At 62.5% G+C, this 20,542-nt stretch carries 20 protein-coding genes; 8 read left to right on the forward strand and 12 right to left on the reverse strand.

What is annotated here, in order from left to right:
* Positions 1 to 34: 34 nt before the first annotated feature.
* Entirely contained in the window at positions 35 to 1,183 is a 1,149-nt protein-coding gene (locus FJV80_RS15530) for a GGDEF domain-containing protein (RefSeq protein WP_142876833.1), read from the forward strand.
* A 72-nt stretch (positions 1,184 to 1,255) separates the two neighbouring features.
* Here the strand turns inward: FJV80_RS15530 and FJV80_RS15535 are convergent, their stop codons facing one another.
* The 6 genes from FJV80_RS15535 to urtA all read right to left on the reverse strand — a co-directional run bounded on the left by FJV80_RS15535 (position 1,256) and on the right by urtA (position 7,450).
* Entirely contained in the window at positions 1,256 to 1,432 is a 177-nt protein-coding gene (locus FJV80_RS15535; RefSeq protein WP_019858306.1) for a hypothetical protein, read from the reverse strand.
* A gap of 267 nt (positions 1,433 to 1,699) precedes the next feature.
* On the reverse strand, positions 1,700 to 2,395 hold the full coding sequence (gene urtE, locus FJV80_RS15540; RefSeq protein WP_142876834.1) for an urea ABC transporter ATP-binding subunit UrtE: 696 nt from the start codon (positions 2,393 to 2,395) through the stop codon (positions 1,700 to 1,702).
* 69 nt (positions 2,396 to 2,464) lie between these two features.
* The gene (urtD, locus tag FJV80_RS15545; RefSeq protein ID WP_095775376.1) at positions 2,465 to 3,211 is read right to left on the reverse strand and encodes an urea ABC transporter ATP-binding protein UrtD; all 747 of its coding nucleotides are present in this window, start codon (positions 3,209 to 3,211) and stop codon (positions 2,465 to 2,467) included.
* Between the two features lie 5 nt (positions 3,212 to 3,216).
* Positions 3,217 to 4,452 (reverse strand): urea ABC transporter permease subunit UrtC, encoded by a 1,236-nt coding sequence (gene urtC, locus FJV80_RS15550; protein ID WP_095793713.1) that lies wholly within the window; start codon positions 4,450 to 4,452, stop codon positions 3,217 to 3,219.
* Positions 4,449 to 6,062: an urea ABC transporter permease subunit UrtB gene (gene urtB, locus FJV80_RS15555; protein ID WP_095789695.1), complete on the reverse strand. Its 1,614-nt coding sequence runs from the start codon at positions 6,060 to 6,062 to the stop codon at positions 4,449 to 4,451. The genes urtC and urtB overlap by 4 nt, the downstream gene beginning before the upstream one ends.
* A gap of 107 nt (positions 6,063 to 6,169) precedes the next feature.
* Positions 6,170 to 7,450, reverse strand: a complete 1,281-nt coding sequence (gene urtA / locus FJV80_RS15560; RefSeq protein WP_245318325.1) for an urea ABC transporter substrate-binding protein — start codon at positions 7,448 to 7,450, stop codon at positions 6,170 to 6,172.
* 341 nt (positions 7,451 to 7,791) lie between these two features.
* On the opposite strand from urtA, the gene FJV80_RS15565 reads away from it, so the two are divergent.
* A complete protein-coding gene (locus FJV80_RS15565) occupies positions 7,792 to 8,199 on the forward strand; it encodes a hypothetical protein (protein WP_142876835.1) in 408 nt (135 codons plus the stop codon).
* 39 nt (positions 8,200 to 8,238) lie between these two features.
* Positions 8,239 to 8,427 carry a hypothetical protein gene (locus FJV80_RS15570; protein WP_095775371.1) on the forward strand — a complete coding sequence of 63 codons (189 nt, stop codon included), beginning with the start codon at positions 8,239 to 8,241 and terminating at the stop codon, positions 8,425 to 8,427.
* Between the two features lie 123 nt (positions 8,428 to 8,550).
* Here the strand turns inward: FJV80_RS15570 and FJV80_RS15575 are convergent, their stop codons facing one another.
* Positions 8,551 to 9,264 carry a DeoD-type purine-nucleoside phosphorylase gene (locus FJV80_RS15575; protein WP_142876836.1) on the reverse strand — a complete coding sequence of 238 codons (714 nt, stop codon included), beginning with the start codon at positions 9,262 to 9,264 and terminating at the stop codon, positions 8,551 to 8,553.
* A 90-nt stretch (positions 9,265 to 9,354) separates the two neighbouring features.
* On the reverse strand, positions 9,355 to 11,931 hold the full coding sequence (locus FJV80_RS15580) for a PAS domain-containing sensor histidine kinase (protein WP_142876837.1): 2,577 nt from the start codon (positions 11,929 to 11,931) through the stop codon (positions 9,355 to 9,357).
* 328 nt (positions 11,932 to 12,259) lie between these two features.
* Between FJV80_RS15580 and FJV80_RS15585 the strand changes: the two genes are divergently transcribed.
* Positions 12,260 to 13,003, forward strand: a complete 744-nt coding sequence (locus tag FJV80_RS15585; RefSeq protein ID WP_095775369.1) for a flagellar biosynthetic protein FliO — start codon at positions 12,260 to 12,262, stop codon at positions 13,001 to 13,003.
* A 151-nt stretch (positions 13,004 to 13,154) separates the two neighbouring features.
* On the opposite strand, the gene dksA is transcribed toward FJV80_RS15585, so the two are convergent.
* Positions 13,155 to 13,571 (reverse strand): RNA polymerase-binding protein DksA, encoded by a 417-nt coding sequence (gene dksA / locus FJV80_RS15590; protein ID WP_010909647.1) that lies wholly within the window; start codon positions 13,569 to 13,571, stop codon positions 13,155 to 13,157.
* A 246-nt stretch (positions 13,572 to 13,817) separates the two neighbouring features.
* Between dksA and FJV80_RS15595 the strand changes: the two genes are divergently transcribed.
* From FJV80_RS15595 to FJV80_RS15610, 4 genes are all read left to right on the forward strand, one after another.
* Positions 13,818 to 14,321: a histidine phosphatase family protein gene (locus FJV80_RS15595; RefSeq protein ID WP_142876838.1), complete on the forward strand. Its 504-nt coding sequence runs from the start codon at positions 13,818 to 13,820 to the stop codon at positions 14,319 to 14,321.
* 140 nt (positions 14,322 to 14,461) lie between these two features.
* Positions 14,462 to 15,937, forward strand: a complete 1,476-nt coding sequence (locus FJV80_RS15600; protein WP_142876839.1) for a YcjX family protein — start codon at positions 14,462 to 14,464, stop codon at positions 15,935 to 15,937.
* Positions 15,934 to 17,019 carry a YcjF family protein gene (locus FJV80_RS15605; RefSeq protein ID WP_142876840.1) on the forward strand — a complete coding sequence of 362 codons (1,086 nt, stop codon included), beginning with the start codon at positions 15,934 to 15,936 and terminating at the stop codon, positions 17,017 to 17,019. The genes FJV80_RS15600 and FJV80_RS15605 overlap by 4 nt, the downstream gene beginning before the upstream one ends.
* 123 nt (positions 17,020 to 17,142) lie before the next feature.
* Entirely contained in the window at positions 17,143 to 17,694 is a 552-nt protein-coding gene (locus tag FJV80_RS15610) for a hypothetical protein (RefSeq protein ID WP_142876841.1), read from the forward strand.
* Between the two features lie 93 nt (positions 17,695 to 17,787).
* Here FJV80_RS15610 and FJV80_RS15615 read toward each other — a convergent pair whose 3' ends face one another.
* The 3 genes from FJV80_RS15615 to FJV80_RS15625 all read right to left on the reverse strand — a co-directional run bounded on the left by FJV80_RS15615 (position 17,788) and on the right by FJV80_RS15625 (position 20,492).
* Positions 17,788 to 18,054: a hypothetical protein gene (locus tag FJV80_RS15615; RefSeq protein ID WP_019858327.1), complete on the reverse strand. Its 267-nt coding sequence runs from the start codon at positions 18,052 to 18,054 to the stop codon at positions 17,788 to 17,790.
* A gap of 180 nt (positions 18,055 to 18,234) precedes the next feature.
* Entirely contained in the window at positions 18,235 to 19,443 is a 1,209-nt protein-coding gene (locus FJV80_RS15620) for an MFS transporter (RefSeq protein ID WP_142876842.1), read from the reverse strand.
* A gap of 59 nt (positions 19,444 to 19,502) precedes the next feature.
* On the reverse strand, positions 19,503 to 20,492 hold the full coding sequence (locus FJV80_RS15625) for an AraC family transcriptional regulator (protein ID WP_185975215.1): 990 nt from the start codon (positions 20,490 to 20,492) through the stop codon (positions 19,503 to 19,505).
* Between the last annotated feature and the right edge of the window lie 50 nt (positions 20,493 to 20,542).

The raw sequence follows: 20,542 nt of genomic DNA on the forward strand, positions 1-20,542 counted from the left end.
GAGCTGGAGCCGCCGCCGGCAGGGAAAGAGGGGCATGTCGCTCGACTACACTTCACTTCTGCTGGCTGTCGGTTTCTCCGCTGCTTGCCTGAGCCTGACATTGTTCGGCATGTGGCTGACCGCCCGCACGGAACGGTTCCTGCTGACATGGGCGATCAGCCTGGTATTCGTGGTCGGCGATATCTTTGTCTATGACGCCTATATCGACATGCCCGGGCGCTTGCTCGGCATCGCCACCCTTGCCCTGTTGCTGCTCGGTTTCTCAACCATGCTGGGTGCGGCCTACCAGTTCAGAACCGGCGGCTCGCCGCTGCCGCGAGCATTGTTGGGCTGTGTTTCACTGGCAGTGACGCTGCCCCCCATGGCTCTGGGCTATGATGGCCTTGGCTTCATGTTCGAGAACCTGTTCGCCGCCTTGCTCCTGTTCGCGACGGCATTCGAATACTGGCGCGGCCGCGACGAAGCCCCTGCCCTGACGGTCGGCATCACCACGCTCTACTCGGCCACCGCCGTTTCCTTCATGCTGTGCGCGGCGGTCCTGGCATGGGACGGCAAGCTGGTTCTCGGCCATGCACCAAGCAACTGGGCCGAGGAACTGAGCCTCATTGTCGTCATCGCCAGTATGACGGGCATTGGCGCCCTGTCCCTTGCGCTCAATCAGGGGCGCCTGGCGAGACACCACCGCCGCAACGCGCTCACCGATCCCTTGACCGGCCTGCTCAACCGGCGCGCACTGTTCGACATGCATGGCCATCTCCCGGTCGGTGCCTTTACCGCCGTGGTCGTCTTCGATCTCGACAATTTCAAAGCCATCAACGACGAGTTCGGCCACGCGGCCGGCGACGAGGTGCTGAAGGTATTTGCGAGCGAACTCGCCGGCAATCTTCGCCAGACCGACGTTGCCGCGCGCATGGGCGGCGAGGAATTCGCGCTGGTGTTGAAGCGCACCTTGCCGGAAACGGTCGAGGGCGCGGCGGAGCGCATCCGAACCGCCTTCGCGACACGCCAGATAGAGACCGAAACCGGCTCCCTGAGATGCACGGTCAGTGCCGGTTTTGCATTCGGCAGCAAAGAGGGGCTCAGCTTCGACAAGGTGCTCAGCGCCGCCGACAAGGCGCTTTACGACGCCAAGCGCGGCGGCCGCAACCGCGTCACCGCCTCTGCGTTCCGGCGCGCGAGCTGACCGCGCTTATCAATGCCGAGCTGTGACTATTGGATGGGCGAAGGCGACTCTATTGGATGGGCGAAAGCGGCTCTATGCCGCCATCACGATTTCATTGAAAGTATCGAGGTCGACGTAGAACACCTTGGTGATCTCCTCGATCAGGTCGTCATATTCGCAGCCCTGTGACCTCAAAATGTTGATGGCCGCGATGATATCGACCCGTTCGGTAAGCCGCCGCTTCTGGTAGTCCTCGACGAAACGTTCCATGGCTGTCCCTTAGCCTGTGTGCCCAAACGCGTTTGAACGACAAAGATCGCAGGAGAGAAGCTAGGAAGCCTTGCTTGCGTGGAACTTGCCGGCCTTCGCCGCACCCTCGATCTGCGATAACCAGACTGATACGGAAGCGGCCGACTCACAAAGCCAACAAAAGACTAGCATGCCGCCTCTGGCGCGCCAGAGATGAGGATCGCTGGATGAAAGAAATATTGGAATTGCCAAGGAGTTTGGATCGTCAGCTGAAGTCCAGCACCGATTCTAGACGGTAAGAAACTTTCGCACATCAGCCCGGTCTAAATCTTGCGCCGGTCCAGTATGGACGATCTGGCCCCGGTCCATGATGTTGACCTCGTCGGCAAGCTCGCGGCAGAAGTCGAGATATTGTTCGACCAGCAGCACCGCGATACCAGCCTGGTCGCGCAAATAGCGGATGGCGCGGCCGATGTCCTTGATGATCGATGGCTGGATGCCCTCGGTGGGCTCATCCAGCACCAGCAGCTTCGGCCGCATCACCAGCGCTCTGCCGATGGCGAGCTGCTGCTGCTGACCGCCCGAAAGATCACCGCCACGGCGGCCGAGCATCTGCTTCAGCACTGGAAACAGCTCGAAGACATGCGCCGGCACATTGCGGTCGGCACGCTTCAACGGCGCAAAACCCGATTCCAGGTTTTCGCGCACCGTGAGCAGGGGAAAGATCTCCCTGCCCTGCGGCACGAATGCGATGCCCGACCGGGCGCGGTCATACGCCGCGCTCCGGTCGAGCGCCTTCCCCTCGAAGGCAACGCTTCCGCTCGTCAGCCGGTGGTGGCCGACGATCGATCTCATCAAACTGGTTTTGCCGACGCCGTTGCGGCCGAGCACGCAAGTGATCTTCCCGGCACCCGCCTTCAGCGAAACGCCGCGCAGCGCCTGGGCGGCGCCGTAGTGGAGTGTGGCGTTGGAAACTTCGAGCATGTCAGCGCCTTCTCCAGAACCGGAGAAACGACAGATCGAAGCGATGAAACTGCACCCGCCAGACCATGGTCATCTCCCCAGATAGACTTCGACGACGCGCTCGTCGGCCGAGACGAAATCGAGTGTGCCTTCCGACAGCACCGAGCCCTCGTGCAGGCAGGTGACCTTGACGCCGAGTTCGCGAACGAAATGCATGTCGTGCTCGACGACGATGACGGAATGGTCGCGCGCAATGTCCTTGAGCAGCCGCGCCGTCTCCTCGGTTTCGGCATCGGTCATGCCCGCGACCGGCTCGTCGACCAAAAGCAGCTTCGGGTCCTGCGCCAGCAGCATGCCGATCTCCAGCCACTGTTTCTGGCCGTGGCTGAGATTGGCGGCCAGCTCGTGGCGCTTGTTGCCCAGCCGGATAATGCCGAGAATGTCGTCGATCTGCCGCGCCTCGGCCGCAGAGCGGCGGTTGAACAGCGCCGGGAAGATCGAACGCGGCCCCTTCAGCGCCAGCATCAGATTGTCCTCGATCGTGTGGCTTTCGAAGACTGTCGGTTTCTGGAACTTGCGGCCTATGCCCATCATGGCGATCTCGGCCTCGTCATGCCTGGTGAGATCCACCTGGCCGTCGAAGAACACTTCGCCCTCGTCGGGCCGCGTCTTGCCGGTGACGATGTCCATCATCGTCGTCTTGCCGGCGCCGTTGGGGCCGATGATGGCGCGCATCTCGCCCTTGTCGAGCACGAGCGACAAATTGTTGATGGCGCGAAAACCGTCGAAGGAGACCGAGACGCCGTCGAGATAGAGCATGGTGTTCGACTTGCTCATGGTCGCTACTCCGCCGCCTGCGGTTCAGGGTCGGACAAGGACCATTCGCCCGGATTCCTCGCCGGCGAGCGAGCGGGCTTCGAGGTCGCGGACGGCATTGCAACCTTGGTGGCGGCCTCTTCAGCGACGGAGGCCGCGCGCAACGCCTTCGCATTGCCGCCCCAGCTGTCCCACATGCCGATGATGCCCTTTGGCAAGAGCAAGGTGACGGCAACGAACAGGCCGCCCAGCGCAAACAGCCACAATTCCGGCAGCACGCCGGTGAACCAGGATTTGCCAGCATTGACCAGCAGCGCTCCGATGATCGGCCCGACAATGGTGCCACGTCCGCCGACGGCGGCCCAGATCACCACCTCGATCGAATTGGACGGTTCGAACTCGCCGGGATTGATGATTCCGACTTGCGGCACATAGAGCGCGCCGGCAATGCCGGCCATGACCGCCGAGACGGTGAAGGCGAACAGTTTCACATTCTCCGCCCGCCAGCCGAGGAAGCGCGTGCGGCTTTCGGCATCGCGCACCGCCATCAGGAGCTTGCCGTATTTGGAGCCGACGATCGCCCAGGTGATGAACACGGCGAGCGCCAGCATCACCGCGCTGGCGGCGAACAGCGCCGAACGCGTTGCGTCGGCTTGCACGTTGAAACCAAGAATGTCCTTGAAATCAGTCAGGCCGTTATTGCCGCCGAAACCCATATCGTTGCGGAAAAAGGCGAGCAGCAGCGCATAGGTCATCGCCTGGGTGATGATGGAGAGATAGACGCCGGTGACGCGGCTGCGGAAGGCGAACCAGCCGAAGACGAAGGCGAGCAGGCCGGGCACCGCCAGCACCATGATCGCCGCAAACCAGAAATGATCGAAGCCATGCCAGAACCACGGCAATTCCTTGTAGTTCAGGAACACCATGAAATCAGGCAGGATCGGGTTGCCATAGACGCCGCGCGAACCGATCTGGCGCATCAGATACATGCCCATCGCATAGCCGCCGAGCGCGAAGAAGGCGCCGTGGCCGAGCGAAAGGATGCCGCAATAGCCCCAGACCAGGTCGAGCGCGAGCGCCAGCAGCGCATAGCAGAGATATTTGCCGGTCAGCGCCACGATATAGGCCGGGACGTAGAAGGCGCTGGTTGGCGACACCGCAAGGTTGAGCAGCGGCACGATAATGGCCGCGGCCAGCAGGATGAAGATGGTGATGGCGATGCGGCGGTCGGCGCCGGCGGCGAAGAAGCGTCCCGTGATCATGCTTCCACCGCCCTGCCCTTGAGGGCGAACAGGCCGCGCGGGCGCTTCTGGATGAACAGGATGATCAGCACCAGCACGACGATCTTGCCGAGCACGGCGCCGGCATAAGGCTCGAGGAACTTGTTGACGATGCCCAGCGAAAAGGCGCCGACCAGCGTGCCCCAGAGATTGCCGACGCCGCCGAAGACGACGACCATGAAGCTGTCGATGATGTAGCCGCGGCCGAGATTGGGCGAGACATTGTCGATCTGGCTGAGTGCGACGCCGGCAATGCCGGCGATGCCGGATCCGAGCGCGAAGGTCAGCGCGTCGACCCATGGCGTCCTGATGCCCATCGAGGCCGCCATGCGCCGGTTGGCGGTGACGGCGCGCATCTGCAGTCCCCAGGGCGTGCGCTTCATCACATAGAGCAGGACGCCGAAGACGGTGAGCGCGAAGACCAGGATCCACAGCCGGTTCCAGGTGATGGCCAGCTGGCCGATATCGAACGAACCCGACATCCAGGAGGGGTTGCCGACCTCCTGGTTGGTCGGCCCGAAGATCGAGCGCACCGCCTGCTGCAGGATCAGCGACACGCCCCAGGTCGCCAGCAGCGTCTCCAGCGGCCGTCCGTAGAGGAAGCGGATGACGCCGCGTTCGATGGCGAGGCCAACGAGTGCGGCGACCAGGAAGGCAAGCGGCAGCGCAATGACCAGCGACCAGTCGAACAGGCCGGGAAAGGATGTGCGGATCACTTGCTGGACAACGAAGGTCGTGTAGGCGCCGAGCATGACCATCTCGCCATGCGCCATGTTGATGACGCCCATGACGCCGAAGGTGATGGCGAGCCCGATCGCCGCGAGCAGCAGCACCGACCCCAGCGAAATGCCATACCAGATGTTCTGCCCGGCATCCCAGATGGCGAGCGTTGAATTAATGCTTGCGATTGCGGCCGTCGCCGCTTCCTTAACCGCTCCGGAGGCGTTGGCCTCGACGGAGGTGAGTAGCGAAACCGCATTACGGTCGCCACGCGCACCGATCAGCGCGATTGCGGCGAGCTTGTCTGCATCAGGCTTGTCTGAAACCAGTATGGAAGCGCCACGCGCCTGCTCTAGCAAAGCCTTGACGCTCGCCACGCTTTCACTGGCGATCGCTGCGTCGAGCGGTTCGATATTGGCGGCGTCCGGTGTCTTGAACATGGTGTCGGCCGCGGCGATGCGAACGGTCGGATCCTTGGAACCAAGCGTCAACGTGCCCAATGCATCACGGATGGCGCGGCGCAAGGTGTTGTTGACAGTGATCTTGGTTATGTCGTCCTCGGAGGCCTCGCCAGCTGCCTCGCCGCTCAGCGGGTCAAAAAGCTGGACGCCTTCATCGCCTTCCTTGCCGACAAAAACCATCGAGTCGGCGGTGCGAATGTAAAGATTGCCGTCAGCCAATGCAGCAAGCGGCCGTTCGACAGCGGAATCCCCTGTGGCTGTCAATTCTTGGACGACAGCTCCCGTCTCAGAAAAGTCCGTTACCGTAGCGAACTTGGCGATGATGCCACGCAGGTCGGCTTCCGCGGCGCCCGAAGACGACAGCGTCGTCAGCAGGAACAGCAGTGTCAGGCCCGCGCGGATCAAGGTCATCGGCTTATGTTAACCCCTTGAAGGTTTGAATTGGACGTCCGGACGGCGGAGGAAACCGTCCGGACGCTGCGGTCTGGTCATGGACCCAACAGTCCAGACCTGGGAGGTCAGTTCGTTCCCTTGCCGCCGCACTTGCCGGTAGCAACGTTGAAGTTGCCGCAGGACAGAGGCTTGCGCCAATCGGAGATCAGGTCCTTGGAATCCGGCAGGTAATCGGACCATTCATCGCCCATCACCAGACCCGGTGTCTTCGAAACCGTTTCGAACTGGCCATTGGCCTGGATTTCGCCGATCAGCACCGGCTTGGTGATGTGGTGGTTTGGCATCATCGTCGAATAGCCGCCGGTCAGGTTCGGCACCGAAACGCCGATCATGGCATCGATGACCTTGTCCGGATCGGTGGTGCCGGCCTTTTCAACCGCCTTCACCCACATATTGAAGCCGATATAATGGGCTTCCATCGGGTCGTTGGTGGTGCGCTTGTTGTTCTTGATGAACTTGTGCCAATCGGAGATGAACTTCTTGTTCTCGGGCGTGTTGACGCTCTCGAAATAGTTCCAGGCGGCGAGATGGCCGACCAGCGGCTTGGTGTCGAGACCGGCAAGCTCTTCCTCACCGACGGAGAAGGCCATGACCGGAATGTCCTCGGCCTTGATGCCCTGGTTGCCGAGTTCCTTGTAGAATGGCACGTTGGCGTCACCATTGACGGTCGAAACGACGGCGGTCTTCTTGCCGGCAGAACCGAACTTCTTGATCGCAGAAACTTCGGTCTGCCAGTCGGAGAAGCCGAACGGCGTATAGTTGGTCATGATGTCTTCGGCAGCGACGCCCTTGGACTTCAGATAGGCCTCGAGGATCTTGTTGGTGGTACGCGGATAAACGTAGTCGGTGCCTTCCAGCACCCAACGCTTCACCGAACCGCCGTCCTTGCTCATCAGATAGTCGACGGCCGGAATGGCCTGCTGGTTCGGAGCCGCACCCGTGTAGAACACGTTGCGCTCGCTTTCCTCGCCCTCATACTGGACGGGATAGAACAGGATGTTGTCGAGCTCGGAGAACACCGGCAGCACCGACTTGCGCGACACCGAGGTCCAGCAGCCGAACACCGCCGCGACCTTGTCCTTCGAAATCAGCTCGCGCGCCTTTTCGGCGAACAGCGGCCAGTTGGAAGCCGGATCGACGACGACGGCTTCAAGCTTCTTGCCGAGCAGGCCGCCCTTGGCGTTCTGCTCATCGATGAGCATCAGCATGGCGTCCTTCAGCGTCGTCTCCGAAATCGCCATGGTCCCCGACAGCGAATGGAGAATGCCGACCTTGATCGTATCGTCGGCCGCCCTGGCGGGAGCCGACATCAACAGGCCGGCGGCAACGACGCTCGCCGAAAACATTTTTGTTATTGTCGAGAAATTACCCCTCATACGGAAGTCTCCCACGCTGGTTGATTGCACCGCAACAATACAATGCAACCCCCATGCCAACCGCCGCCGGGACGCTGAAAAACGGCCAATAATAAACATTATCAATCATTTACTATATTAGATTGAACAAATCTAAGAGAGCCGGTTAAAAATTGGTTGAGAGAAATTTGCGCAGCGCATATAGCAGCTGCCTAATTTTTGCCCAATTTCGCCAAATGCCTAGATTTTGGCCTCAACGTGCGAGGTGGGGGCTATGAAGTTGCAGCACAGCGCAAAAATAGGGCAAGCTCTCTGCTCAACCGAGCGACGTCATGACATCCCTGATTTCACGCATTTTTATCGGCATAGCGCTTCTGGCGGCAGCGACCGGCGCTGCACAGGCCGACTTCAGCGACGGCAAGATGCCTGACGGCACCTATCACTGCGAAGTCTACCTGCTCGGCATGTTCCTCGACCTCGGCAACATCACCATCAAGGGGAACGTCTATACCGGCCCGGTAACCTTCGGAACCGCCCAGCAGGCTTACAATTATCAGATGAATGCAAACGGCGAGATCTCCTGGCTGGGACCGCTCGGCGGCTACACCACGGGCGGCAACTCGCTGTCGATGACCCAGGCAACGCTGGATGGCCAGAACCCGCCCTCCTTCGACATCATCATGAAGCAACCCGACGGCGCCTTCACCGCCTCGACCTGCACCCGGCGGAGCAATCCGTAGGCCTGCCCTGGAACGGCGCCGCCGTACGGCCCGCAACCCGTGTCCGCCTTCTCGTGTCATCTCACGCCGGATGGCACGACCTTGTTCCTGTCGGTCCAGCACCCCGCGGAAGACGCCGAGACGCTCGACAAGGCGCAAACATTGTGGCCCGATTTCAGGGACGGCCAGCCGCCGAGGCCGTCAGTGGTCGCCATCCGCCGCATGGACGGCCTGCCGGTCGGCGCCTGACCTATATCCGACAAAAATGCGGAGCGCCTGGCGCGCTCCGCACAGCGGTCCGGGAAGACGGCAATCACCGGCGACGGTCACGCCGAACTGCTTGAAGGCGATTCTGCTTTCACCGGAAGCGCTTTAGCGCGCCGCTGCGGCAACCTCGAGCGCCAGCCGGCTCATATCGGTGAAAAGCGCCTGGCGTTCGGAATAGTCGGCCTGTTCGCCGGTAACCAGATTGTCGACAACGGTCAGCAGCGATAACGCCCTCGCGCCGAAATGCGCCGCGACGCGATAGAGCGCGCTGGTCTCCATATCCACGGCCAGCGCTCCGAGTGCCCTTGCCTCGGCATATCGGGTGTGCGTTTCAGGATGATGGAATATGTCGGTGCAGACTGTCGGGCCGGCATGGTGGTCGATGCCGAGTTCTGCTGCCTTGGCCAAGGCGCAGGAGAGCAACGCCGGATCCGGGCCGGCGTCAGCCTCATAAAGGCCAAAGACCTGGCCGCTTTGCTTGTTTTCCGGCCGTGCCGATTGCGAGATCACCAGGCTGCGCAGCTTTACCTCGGCGCTCAGGCCGCCGCAGGTCCCGGTGCGGATCAATGTTCGGGCGCCATAATAGTCGAGCAATTCATGGGTATAGATCAGGAACGACGAAACCCCGATACCCGTTGCCTGGATGCTGATGGGCCGGCCGCGATAAAGGCCGGTAAAGCCGAAAGCACCCCGCCTGCGATTGACGCAGCGTGGCGCCTCGAGAAATGTCTGCGCCATCCATTCGGCGCGCTGCGGGTCGCCCGGCAACAGCACCGTTTCGGCGTAATCGCCCTTGCCTGCCTCTATGTGTGGCGTCAATCGCTGCTCCCCCAAGCCCGACTACCCTCTCGCCCGCAATCATGGCGCTGTCGGGGCGTTGTGTAAGGCAGACCATGGGAGAAAGCTAAATTAGGACTCCAGCATATCCTTGACGATCGTCGCCAGCTGCTTGAGCGAGAACGGCTTCGGCAGGAAGCCGAAATGCGCGTCGGCTGGTAGGTTCCTGGCGAAGGCGTCCTCGGCATAGCCCGATACGAACACGAACTTGATATCCGGCTGGCGCTTGCGCAACTCGCCAAGCAGGGTCGGCCCGTCCATTTCCGGCATGACGACATCCGAAACGACGATGTCGACCTTGCCGCCCAGGGCTTCGAATACTTCCAGCGCCTCGACGCCGGAGGATGCCTCATGCACCGTATAGCCACGCGAGGTCAGCGCCCGCATGCCGCCCATGCGCACGGCATCCTCGTCCTCGACCAGCAGCACCGTGGCTGACCCCGACAGGTCCTTGGTGCTGTCGACCGGCTTGACCGGCGCGGCACTCGGGGTTTCCCCGGGTTCGGCCGCCTTTTTCGCTTCCGCGATATGGCGCGGCAGGAAGATGCGGAAGGTCGATCCCTTGCCTACCTCGGAATCGCAGAAAATGAAGCCGCCGGTCTGCTTGATGATGCCGTAGACCATGGACAGGCCGAGGCCAGTGCCCTTGCCGACCTCCTTGGTGGTGAAGAACGGCTCGAAGATCTTCTTCAGCACATCCGGCGCGATGCCGCTGCCGGTGTCTTCGACCTCGACCACGACATAGTCGGCCGCGGCCAGTTCGCGATAGGAGAAGGTCTTGCACTCCTCGGCGGCGACGTTACGGGTGCGCACGGTGAGGTCGCCGCCGGCGGGCATGGCGTCGCGCGCATTGACCGCCAGATTGACCACCACCTGCTCGAACTGGCCGATATCGACCTTGACCGGCCACAGGTCACGGCCGTGGTCGATCTTCAGCTTGATGTCGTTGCCGACCAGACGGGCAAGCAGCATCCTGAGATCGGCGAGCACGTCGGTGAGGTTCAGCACTTCCGGCCGCAGCGTCTGCTTGCGCGAGAAGGCCAGCAACTGCCTGACCAGTGAAGCCGCCCGATTGGCGTTCTGCTTGATGTTCATGATGTCGGGGAAGGACGGGTCCGACGGCCGGTGATTGGTCAAAAGCAGGTCCGACGCCATGATGATGGCGGTCAGCACATTGTTGAAGTCGTGGGCGATGCCGCCCGCGAGTTGCCCGACTGCCTGCATCTTCTGGCTTTGCGCCATCTGCCCTTCGAGCGCCTTCTGCTCGGTCGTCTCGACGGCGTAGACGATGGCCGATTCCTCTGCGCCCTCGCCGCCGGTGCCGTCGGCGACGGCATTGACGTAGAAACGGATGTGCCGCTCCTCGTTGCCGGGCAGCACGGTGTCGATCGGCTCGATGTCGGCCTGCCGCTGCCGGGCCTTCTCGAATGCGGCGGCAAAGGCCGGACGCTCTCGCTCGTGGATCACCGTATCGAGCCGCACACGGCGATCCACGGCGTCCCGGTCGACGACCGAGGAAAACAGCGACAGGAAGGGGGCGTTGGTGCGCAGGATGCGCCCGCTGGCATCGACACCCGCGATCGCCATCGGCGTCGAGTTGAAGAAGCGGGTGAAGCGCACTTCCGAGGCGCGCAGATCGGCCGAGGCATCCTCGCCTTGCGTGCGGTTGAGCACGATCGTGCGTGTCGGACCCCCGAGACCTTCGCGGCTGGCCGAAACGCGATGCATGAAGCGCACCGGCAGCGCCTCTCCCGTCATCGTCGTCAAATCGAGATCGATGACCGCGTTGCGCGTCGTGCCGGGGTCGGCCTTGACCGAGCGCACCAAAGCCATGCCGTCGCCGGCAACGATATCCGGCAAGGTCACCGCGCCGGGTGTGAAGCTGGCAAGATCGATGCCCAGCCACTCCGCGAGCGTGGCGTTGATGTAGGTGACGCGACCGTCCTGGTCGGCGGAAAAGAAGCCGGCCGGGGCGTGGTCCAGGTGATCGATGGCCTTCTGCAGATCGAGGAAGAAACGCTCCTGCTCGGCCCGCTCCTGCGAAATGTCGGCGAGTTGCCAGGCCAGCATCGGCAAGCGCTGGCCCGGAACGTTGAAGGTGCGGGCGCGCGCCCGGTACCAGCGGGCGCCCGGTTCGGCGCCGGGCCGGATCGACTGCGCCAGCCGAAACTCGCCGTCGCCCGGCTGCCCGTCACGCAGGCCGGAGGCCAGCCGGTAAATCGTCACCGAGGCCTCGGGAACATCCGAAAGCAGCCCTTCGACCGTCTTGAGGTCGGCGGCCGAGGAAGCTCCGGTCATGTCGGCATAGGCACGGTTGGCGTAGACGACGCGGCCCTTGGTGTCCGTCACGAGCAGGCCCTGCGCCATCGAATCGACGAAAGCCTTGGACAGTTCATCGCCGGTCGAGCGCGGCGTGACCTGCACGAAGCCGATCGCGGTCGCAAACAGGAAGCCGACGCCGATCATCGCCAGCACGCCAAGCATGCCGAGCAGGAAGGGGTCCCCAAGGCGCTCGCGGAACAGGCCGAAGACGATCGCGGCCCCCGTCAGAACGACGATGAAGATGATGAGCCGGGTGACCGCGCCCGGTCGCGTGTTCTGGTCGACGATCGGTACCGGATAGAAATCGCCGCGCGCTTCCTTGGCCATATGCCCCCTGCTCGTGAAGTCCGACGTTCCGACACCCGCCCCTGATGCATGTCGCCCAAAAGTGACTTCGGTTTTGGGAAAACGACATGCACAAAAACAAGGCCCTAGCGCGCCTCGCGTGAATCCGCTTCAGCGCGACCCGCTTTAGCCGGTTGAATCACATTCTCCCAGTCCGGAAAAGGCCCGGGCGGCAAATGTCAGATAAAAATGATGCCGGCCGGCCTTCCCAGTGTTTCAAGCTGTTCACGATGCGTGAAAGGCAACTTGCGGTGGCCAGCCGCAACGGTCTAGTGTCGCGTCACTTTCCAAAACCGATCAGGGGAAACCAATGCAGTGGCTGGATAGCGTGGCGGGCCCTGGTTATGCGGCGGCACTCCTGTGGACCTTCGCGGCGCTGATCCTGCTGGTCATCGTGCTCGTCATCGTCAGGCTCGTTCGCAACCTGACTTTCGGCACGTTCGTCGCCGGTGGCCGGAACCGCAAGACGCGGCTGGCCGTCATGGACGCCACCGCCGTCGACAGCCATCGCCGGCTGGTGCTGGTGCGCCGCGACGATATCGAACATCTGCTGCTGATCGGCGGCCCGACCGACGTCGTCGTCGAACGCGACATACGCCTTGCCGCACCGCGCCGTCCAGCGCTGACCGGAGATAGTGGTCTGCAACCTGTCCCGGCCACCGCGGCCCCGGCGGCAAAACCGCGGCCGCCTCAGCCGGCTCCCGCACCGGCACGACCGGCGCCGCAGCCGGCGACCGCGGCGCCGCCGCCTGCCCGCCAGCGCCCGGCAGCGCCACCACCAGCCCCAACCCCCGCACCGAAACCGGCGCAACCCCATCAATCGACCAACGTCACGCCGCTGCCTGCCTATGGCTCAGCCAACGCCAATGCCGTCAGGCACGCGCCATCGCCACCGCAGAGCAGTATCGACGACGAGCTGATGAAGGACCTGGAGGTTTCGCTCGACCAGCCGCGCTCCGGTGGTCCTGTTGGCAAACCGGTGGCCAAGGCGCCGCAATCGCTCGACGATGAAATGACCAGGCTTCTAGGCGAACTTTCAAGCCAGAAGAAATGATTGGCGCCTGAGGCGCCCCGCCGGCCGGGGTTTGCTTTCGCTTGCTGCAACGGATTTGTGATACAACCAACAAAAATGGCCGGAAAGCCCGGCCATTTTTGACAATGACTTCACTTGTAACTGCCTTGAGATGCAGTCCAGAAGCAATGCGTCAGTCGTCGCGATAGACTTTTTCGCGGCGCTCATGCCGTTCCTGCGCTTCGATCGACAAGGTGGCTATCGGACGGGCGTCGAGCCGTTTCAGCGCGATCGGCTCGCCGGTCTCCTCGCAGTAGCCGTAAGTGCCTTCGTCGATGCGCTGCAGCGCCGAATCGATCTTCGCGATGAGTTTGCGCTGACGGTCGCGAGCCCGGAGCTCGATGGCGCGGTCTGTCTCGGAAGAGGCGCGGTCGGCGAGGTCGGGGTGGTTGGCGTTTTCCTGCTGCAGGATTTCGAGAGTTTCGCGCGCTTCGCGCAATATGTCATTTTTCCAGGTGACGAGCTTCAGGCGGAAGTAGGATTTCTGCCGCTCGTTCATGAACGGCTCGTCTTCGGAGGGTACGTAATCGGCGGTAACGATGTCGTTCATTCGACTCACCCAAACTGCCCCAAATTTGGCGCTTATATATTCGCCGCCCGACGCCTGCACAAGCGCAATCAGTCACCGACTCACGCAATTGTTAAAGTGCCCCCGCGGCACCCATTGGGGCGAGATGTCGCTGATTCGATGGAGAAAGTGCCGCATGATTCTTTGCGAGGAAGAACAAGGGGCCATTGTGCGCGGCGCCCTTCTCGTGGCTAATCGTGCCGCGGCTTCGGCATCATCGGAGGTTGGGTGAGCAGGCTCTATCTGTTGCGGCACGCCAAGGCTGGCTGGGCGCTGCCCGGCATGCGCGATTTCGATCGACCGCTTGATGCATCTGGCCGCGCCGATGCCGAGACGATGGGCGCTGCCATGCGCTCCCGTGGCTATGTCCCCGATTTGACATTGTGCTCCAACGCCCGGCGCGCCAAGGAAACGCTCGAAGGGCTGGCCGGCCAGACCGACACCGGCAAGGTGCTGTTTTTCGACACGCTCTACAGCGAAGACGCGGCCGACTATCTCCGCCTCATCCGGGAACATGGCGGGCCAGGGTCACTGCTGGTCATCGGTCACAATCCGATGACGGAGGATCTTGCCATGGCAGTGTCAGGCGATGGCGACGAGACGGCGCGTGCCATGCTCAACCATGGGTTCCCGACCTCGGGCCTGGCGGTCGTGCGTTTCCTCGACGATCTGGCGAAAGCGGCCCAGGAAACGGGTTATCTCGAGGCGTTCCTGACACCGGCCGATCTCTAACTCTCTGTTTTGGCGCGATTTCGGACGGGAAAACCGCTCCGCACTTTCCTGGAATTGCTTCGGCATCGATTTCCGGCGCCATTTCAAAGCCGGGTTCCAACGCCTATATCGGACGGACCGCAGCCCCGAGAGATCACATTTTGGCATCATCGCTGACCACCTTCACCGACGAGGCAAGAATTGCCCTCGATACGCTGTCGGGACGCGCCACCGGGCTTTTTTCTCCCTCGCTGCGGCTGGGTGTGACGGGCCTTTCGCGCGCCGGCAAAACGGTGTTCATCTCCGCGCTGGTCCACAATCTGATCCACGTCGGACGCCTGCCGCTGTTCGAGGCACAGAAATCCGGGCGTATCGCCCGCGCCTTCCTGGAAGAGCAGCCCGACGACGCCGTGCCGCGCTTCCAGTACGAGGATCATATCGCTGCATTGGTCAACGACCGTGCCTGGCCCGATTCCACGCGCGCTATTTCGGAACTGCGGCTGACCATCGAATACGAATCGGCCTCCGGCTGGAGCCGTATGTTCTCATCCGGCAAACTGTCGGTCGACATCGTCGATTATCCCGGCGAATGGCTGCTCGACCTGCCGCTGCTCGGCAAATCCTTCGCCGATTTTTCACGCGAGGCCGTGGAGATGGCCACTTTGCCGGTGCGCGAGGACCTTTCGCGGGACTGGCGGGCAATCTCGGCGGAAATCGACCCGAATGCCGACGCCGACGAGATGACCGCCCGCCGCCTCGCCGAAAGCTTCGCGGCCTATCTCAAGGCCTGCAAGCTCGACGAGCGCGCGCTTTCGACCCTGCCGCCCGGCCGTTTCCTGATGCCTGGCGACCTCGAAGGTTCGCCCGCGCTGACCTTCGCACCGCTGGCCGGCCTCGACAGGCGCCAGCGCCCGGGATCGCTGCACGCCATGATGGAGAGGCGCTACGAGGCCTACAAGACGCATGTCGTCAAACCCTTCTTCCGCGAACACATCACCCGTCTGGACCGCCAGATCGTCCTGATCGACGCCATGCAGGCGTTGAACGCCGGCCCCGGCGCCATGGCCGACCTCGAGCGTGCGGTGACCGAGATCCTCGGCTGCTTTCGTCCCGGCCGGGGCAGCTTCCTCACCGACCTCTTTTCGCGGCGCATCGATCGCATCCTGGTCGCCGCGACCAAGGCCGATCACCTGCACCACGAAAGCCATGACCGGTTGCAGGCGATCGTGCGGCGGCTGGCCGACCGCGCCGTGGCGCGAGCGAACTTCACCGGCGCCGACGTCGACGTGGTCGCCATGGCGGCGGTGCGCGCGACCCGCGAAGGCACGGTCAAGCAAGGCCGTGAGGCGTTGCCTGTCATCATCGGCACGCCGATTGCCGGCGAGAAGATCAACGGTGAAACGTTCGACGGAAAGACCGAAACTGCCATATTTCCCGGTGACTTACCGGAGAAGATTGATGCGGTGTTCGACGTCTCAGGACCCGACCACAGGCAGGATTCCACGGACCCGGCAATCCGCTTTGTCCGATTCCGCCCGCCAAAACTCGAACGCACGGCCGAAGGTGTCACGCTGTCTCTGCCGCATATCAGGCTCGACCGTGCCTTGCAGTTCCTGATCGGAGACCATCTGGCATGACCGCGCCCCGCAAACCGGCGGCCTTCCGCATCGAGCCGGAGGCCGCGCCGACACAAGAGGCGTCAAAGACGCGGCAGGCCGAGCCCCCGCGCAAACCCCGCGGGCTGAAGACCGATGTCGCGCTGGTCATACCGGCGGAAGTCGACGTCTTCGACGAACCCGACATCGTTGCCGCCGAACCGCCACCGGCGGTCGCCCCCAGGAAACGCTCGTTGTTCGGCGGCATCCTCTTCGGCGCGATCGGCGTGCTGGTTTCGCTGGCTGTCGGCCTGTGGACCGACCAGCTGATTCGCGATCTCTTCGCCCGCGCCGAATGGCTGGGTTGGCTGGCCGCCGGCATGGCAGCGATCGCCATATTGGCGCTTGTGGTGATCATGATTCGCGAATTCCTGGCGATCGCCCGCCTTGCCGAAGTCGAGAAACTGCAAAAACGCGCGCTCGACGCCATCGCGCGCGACGACCCCAAGGCGGCACGATCGGTGGTCGACGAGCTTTCGGCTTTCGTCGCGGCCAAGCCCGAGACCGCGGCCGGCCGGCGCGCCCTGGCCGAACTGCGCGGCGAAATCATCGACGGCGGCAATCTGGTGCGTCTGGCTGAAGCGGAAATCCTCGGCCCCCTCGATGCCAGGGCCAAGGTGATGATTCTCGAAGCCGCCAAACGCGTCTCGCTGGTGACGGCGGTCAGCCCGCGCGCGCTCGTCGATGTCGCCTATGTCGTGTTCGAGGCCGGACGCCTCATTCGCCGTCTCTCGGAACTCTATGGCGGACGCCCGGGAACGCTGGGGTTTTTCCGCCTGGCGCGCAGCGTGCTGGCACATCTGGCGGTCACCGGCTCGATCGCCGTCGGCGACAGTTTCGTCCAGCAGATCGTCGGCCATGGCCTGGCGGCACGGCTTTCGGCCAAGCTTGGCGAGGGCGTCGTCAACGGCATGATGACTGCGCGCATCGGCATCGCGGCGATGGAAACCGCGCGTCCCCTGCCCTTCAGCGCCGCGAAGCGCCCGGGACTGGGCGATTTCCTCTCGGCATTGACATCGTTTGCCGCGAAGAAGGACACCGAAACCACGGGCTCCGGCAAATAGCGTCCTGTTCTTCCTAACGATGAGCGGATTGCCGTTTCGAGGCCCCGCAGTGACGAAGCATTAACCAATCTTCTTCATGGTCGAACCGGTTCCAAACAGCCTCTTTGTTGCCGGGTGTCGTCGATGAAAAGCGTAATTCTGTCCAGCGTCCTGCCCCTGACCGTTGCGATCACAGCAGTCGTCGGTCTCGCCTCGCAGGCTTCCGCCGCAGAGCCCGACAAGCAGTTCTTCCAGTCGGCCGAAGGCAAATGGGTCGGCCCGGGCGAAATCGTCGCCGGCAAGTACAAGGGCACGAAATTCAACTGCAGCTTCACCGGCTCAACGCCGGACGGCAAGATGGGCATGACTCTGGATGGCGGCTGCCGGGTCGGCATGTTCACCCAGCAGATGTCGGCCAAGATCGAACGCAAGGGCCGCGATTACAAGGGTTCCTTCATGGGGGGCGCTGACGGTGCGGGCCTGGACATCATCGGCGGCAACGTCGTCGATGCCCGCAAGGTGGTCTTCACCATCAACCGCAACCAGCTGCGCGGCGTCATGCAAGCCCGTATTCCCGACGACAATTCGATGACCGTGACGGTTGCCGTGCGGGTCCAGGATCAGCTGGTGCCGGTCATTGGTATGAGCCTGAAGCGCGTCGATGCCGTCGAAGTCGGCTCCATCGCCCCGAACTGAGCGCATTATCGCGCCCTACCCCCAAACACATCCGCAAAAGCAAGAGGCGGCGGCCCATCGCCACCGCCCCCTTTTGAACCAGTCGAAAGGCGCTTAGCCCTTGATGGCGGCCGTCACCTCGTCATACGCCTTGCAGGCGTCGGCGAGTGTCGTGGTGCCCTGGTACTTGGTTGTCACCGCCTGGACCTTGGCGGTCAGGTCAGCCGCCTTGGACGGATCCTTGGTGATCGCTTCCTGCAGTGCGGCGGCCATATCCTGTGCCTTCTTGGTCGCGATCTCGGCCGTGCATTCCGGCGCCTTCGAACAGGCCGAACCCGCAAGCACCGCCAGGCCGACGGCAACAAGCAAAAACTTCTTCATGTCAGTCATCTCCTTAAAAGGGCGCGACTTGATCGTCGCTCACCCTCCAATGGCCGAAGCCGAGCGTCCTTAGCCTTCGATTGTGGCAACAAGCAACGCGCGCATTGCGTAAACTTGTGTAACGCGTCAGCAATATTGTCCGGGCCGGATTCGGGCTGCCCGCGTCAGCGGCGGCAAAGTTCAGCTGCGCGGCTGTAACATCGCCAATACGGCTGTCGATGCTGCAAGGATGGCAGTCACGGTCAAAGGCGCTGTAGGGCCATGGGTGTCCACGACATAGCCGCCGACAACCGCGCCGATGGTGATGGCGACCTGAAAAGAGGCGACCATCAGGCTGCCCGCCGCTTCCAGCGCGTCCGGCGCTGCGCGAGACAGATTTGTCGGCAACACCACCGGCGCCATGCCGAAGGCGAAGCCCCACAGCGTCGCGAAGCCAAAGGCAACGCCAATGTGCACGCCCCAAAGCACCAATGACAGCGCCGCAAACGCCATCAATGCGGCGGTGACCACGAGAGCCACGTGGATATTGGCGTCGGCCATGCGGCCACCGGCAATATTGCCGATCACCGCGGCGATGCCAAATCCGAGCAACGCCAGGGCAATTGGCCCGGTTGCAAGGTGCGTCACATGTTCGAGAAAGGGACGCACATAGACCGATCCGGCAAAATGTCCCGTCATCAGCAAAAGGATGGCAAGCATACCAAGTTGAACGCCACGTCTCCGTGTCAGACGAAGGACGTCTGCAAGACTATTGCTTGCCGTTGCAGGCAAGGACGGCAGGCTAAGCAACTGCAGCAGCATGGCAAGCAAGGCCAACCCCGCTGTCATGGCCATGGCGCTGCGCCAACCCAGCCAGTCGCTGATCAACGCGCCCATCGACGGTGCGGCAATGGTTGCGAGCGAGACGCCGAGGGTGACGATAGCCATGCCCCGCCCAGTCGCATTGGCGCCAACCAGCCTCGCCACCACGGCGACCGAAAGTGCCCAGAAAGCGCTGAGTGCGATCCCCAGTCCGGCCCGACCCAGCAACAATAACCAGAAATCGGTCGCCAGCGCCGCAAGAATGTTGGAACCGACCGCCAAGGCGCTGAGACCAACCAGCACTGCCTTGCGGTTCAATCGGCCGATGAGAACATTGCTCAACATGGCCGTCACGGCGCCGACAGAAGCTGTGGCGGTGACGACCTGTCCGGCTGTTCCTTCACTGATACCGAGATCGCGCGCCAGGGGCGTCAGCAGACCTGCCGGCAGAAATTCGGCTGACACCAGAGCAAAGCTGGTGGCGGCCAATGAAATGACCGCGAACCAGGTGGTTGCGCCCCACCTGGCCGGCGCAGCCGCATCAACGTCTATCGCCGCGTCTTCAAGCTGTAATGTTGTGTCTGTCACGGACGTATCTCCAAAGTTTGGAGATCTTCATAACCGAGTCCGGTCGGATGAAATGTATCTTAGAATCCGAAATTCATGTCTATTCGTCCGGGAATTGTGCGGCGCACAACGCCAGGGGAGACATTGGTGATGCGCTTGAAGGCGCGAGCGAAGGATGCCTCGGAATCATAGCCCAAGCGGGTAGCAACCTCGGCCACCGACAAACCGTTTTGCCCCAACAACTCGCGGGCAAGCTGCATGCGCAAACGGGCGAGATAGTGTGCCGCGCCTTCTCCCAATACAGCGCTGAAGCGCTCGGCGAAAATGGAGCGCGACTGGCCTGCCAGGCTGGCGAGGCTTTCGAGCGTCCAGTTATGGCCGGGGTCTCTGTGCATGGCTGCCAGAGCGCGGCCAATATTGGGGTCGCGGATGGCGGCGAGCCAACCGGTGGTCGAAGCTCCCGTGCAATTGACCCAGCAGCGAATGAGCCGGGCTGTCAGCAAGTCCGCCATACGCGACAAGATGGTGGCGCTGCCCATCTGCGGTTGCGCGGCCTCCGCGGTCATGGCCGCCAGCAAAGGGCCAATGACCAGGTCATTGCCGGCCACGTCGCAACCCTTGATGATAGGCGGCATCAGCGTGATCAACGGGTTCAACGCATAGGCGCCCAAGGCCATTGAGCCGCAGAAAAGGGTGCTTGTCGCGCCCGTGCCTTCCCGTACGACTTCGCAGACGTTGCCCCCCAACTTGGTCACCCGGCAATCATCGAGCGAGCCGCCTGCAACGTCTGGCGCGCTGGCCAGCCGATGGGTGATGCCTTGTGGCAGCAGCACCAGATCGCCATCGCGCAGCTGCTGCCAGCCTTGCACTTCGGTGTGGATCCAGCATGGACCCTGACCGACAAAGTGAAAACGAAGCAGCGATTGTTGCGGAAATTCTATGCTCCAAGGATGTCGAAGCTCGCAGCGGCCATAATTGACGCCACTCAGGCGAAAGTCTTGTAGGACTTCGCTGAGCGCATCCATCGGAATATGTGGCGCGGGAGACGGCCAGGACGAATGATCAGTCATCACGTCAATATACATACCAATCGTCCGACGGGCAAGCGGAGACCGTTGTC

Source organism: Mesorhizobium sp. WSM4310 (assembly GCF_007003935.1).
Classification (GTDB): Bacteria; Pseudomonadota; Alphaproteobacteria; order Rhizobiales; family Rhizobiaceae; genus Mesorhizobium.

Bases quoted from the DNA above. Each gene is read 5' to 3' on its own strand.
- FJV80_RS15530 (WP_142876833.1), top strand. From the start codon at position 35: ATGTCGCTCGACTACACTTCACTTCTGCTGGCTGTCGGTTTCTCCGCT.
- FJV80_RS15535 (WP_019858306.1), bottom strand. From the start codon at position 1,432: ATGGAACGTTTCGTCGAGGACTACCAGAAGCGGCGGCTTACCGAACGG.
- urtE (WP_142876834.1), bottom strand. From the start codon at position 2,395: ATGCTCGAAGTTTCCAACGCCACACTCCACTACGGCGCCGCCCAGGCG.
- urtD (WP_095775376.1), bottom strand. From the start codon at position 3,211: ATGAGCAAGTCGAACACCATGCTCTATCTCGACGGCGTCTCGGTCTCC.
- urtC (WP_095793713.1), bottom strand. From the start codon at position 4,452: ATGATCACGGGACGCTTCTTCGCCGCCGGCGCCGACCGCCGCATCGCC.
- urtB (WP_095789695.1), bottom strand. From the start codon at position 6,062: ATGACCTTGATCCGCGCGGGCCTGACACTGCTGTTCCTGCTGACGACG.
- urtA (WP_245318325.1), bottom strand. From the start codon at position 7,450: ATGTTTTCGGCGAGCGTCGTTGCCGCCGGCCTGTTGATGTCGGCTCCC.
- FJV80_RS15565 (WP_142876835.1), top strand. From the start codon at position 7,792: ATGACATCCCTGATTTCACGCATTTTTATCGGCATAGCGCTTCTGGCG.
- FJV80_RS15580 (WP_142876837.1), bottom strand. From the start codon at position 11,931: ATGGCCAAGGAAGCGCGCGGCGATTTCTATCCGGTACCGATCGTCGAC.
- FJV80_RS15585 (WP_095775369.1), top strand. From the start codon at position 12,260: ATGCAGTGGCTGGATAGCGTGGCGGGCCCTGGTTATGCGGCGGCACTC.
- dksA (WP_010909647.1), bottom strand. From the start codon at position 13,571: ATGAACGACATCGTTACCGCCGATTACGTACCCTCCGAAGACGAGCCG.
- FJV80_RS15605 (WP_142876840.1), top strand. From the start codon at position 15,934: ATGACCGCGCCCCGCAAACCGGCGGCCTTCCGCATCGAGCCGGAGGCC.
- FJV80_RS15610 (WP_142876841.1), top strand. From the start codon at position 17,143: ATGAAAAGCGTAATTCTGTCCAGCGTCCTGCCCCTGACCGTTGCGATC.
- FJV80_RS15615 (WP_019858327.1), bottom strand. From the start codon at position 18,054: ATGAAGAAGTTTTTGCTTGTTGCCGTCGGCCTGGCGGTGCTTGCGGGT.
- FJV80_RS15625 (WP_185975215.1), bottom strand. From the start codon at position 20,492: ATGACTGATCATTCGTCCTGGCCGTCTCCCGCGCCACATATTCCGATG.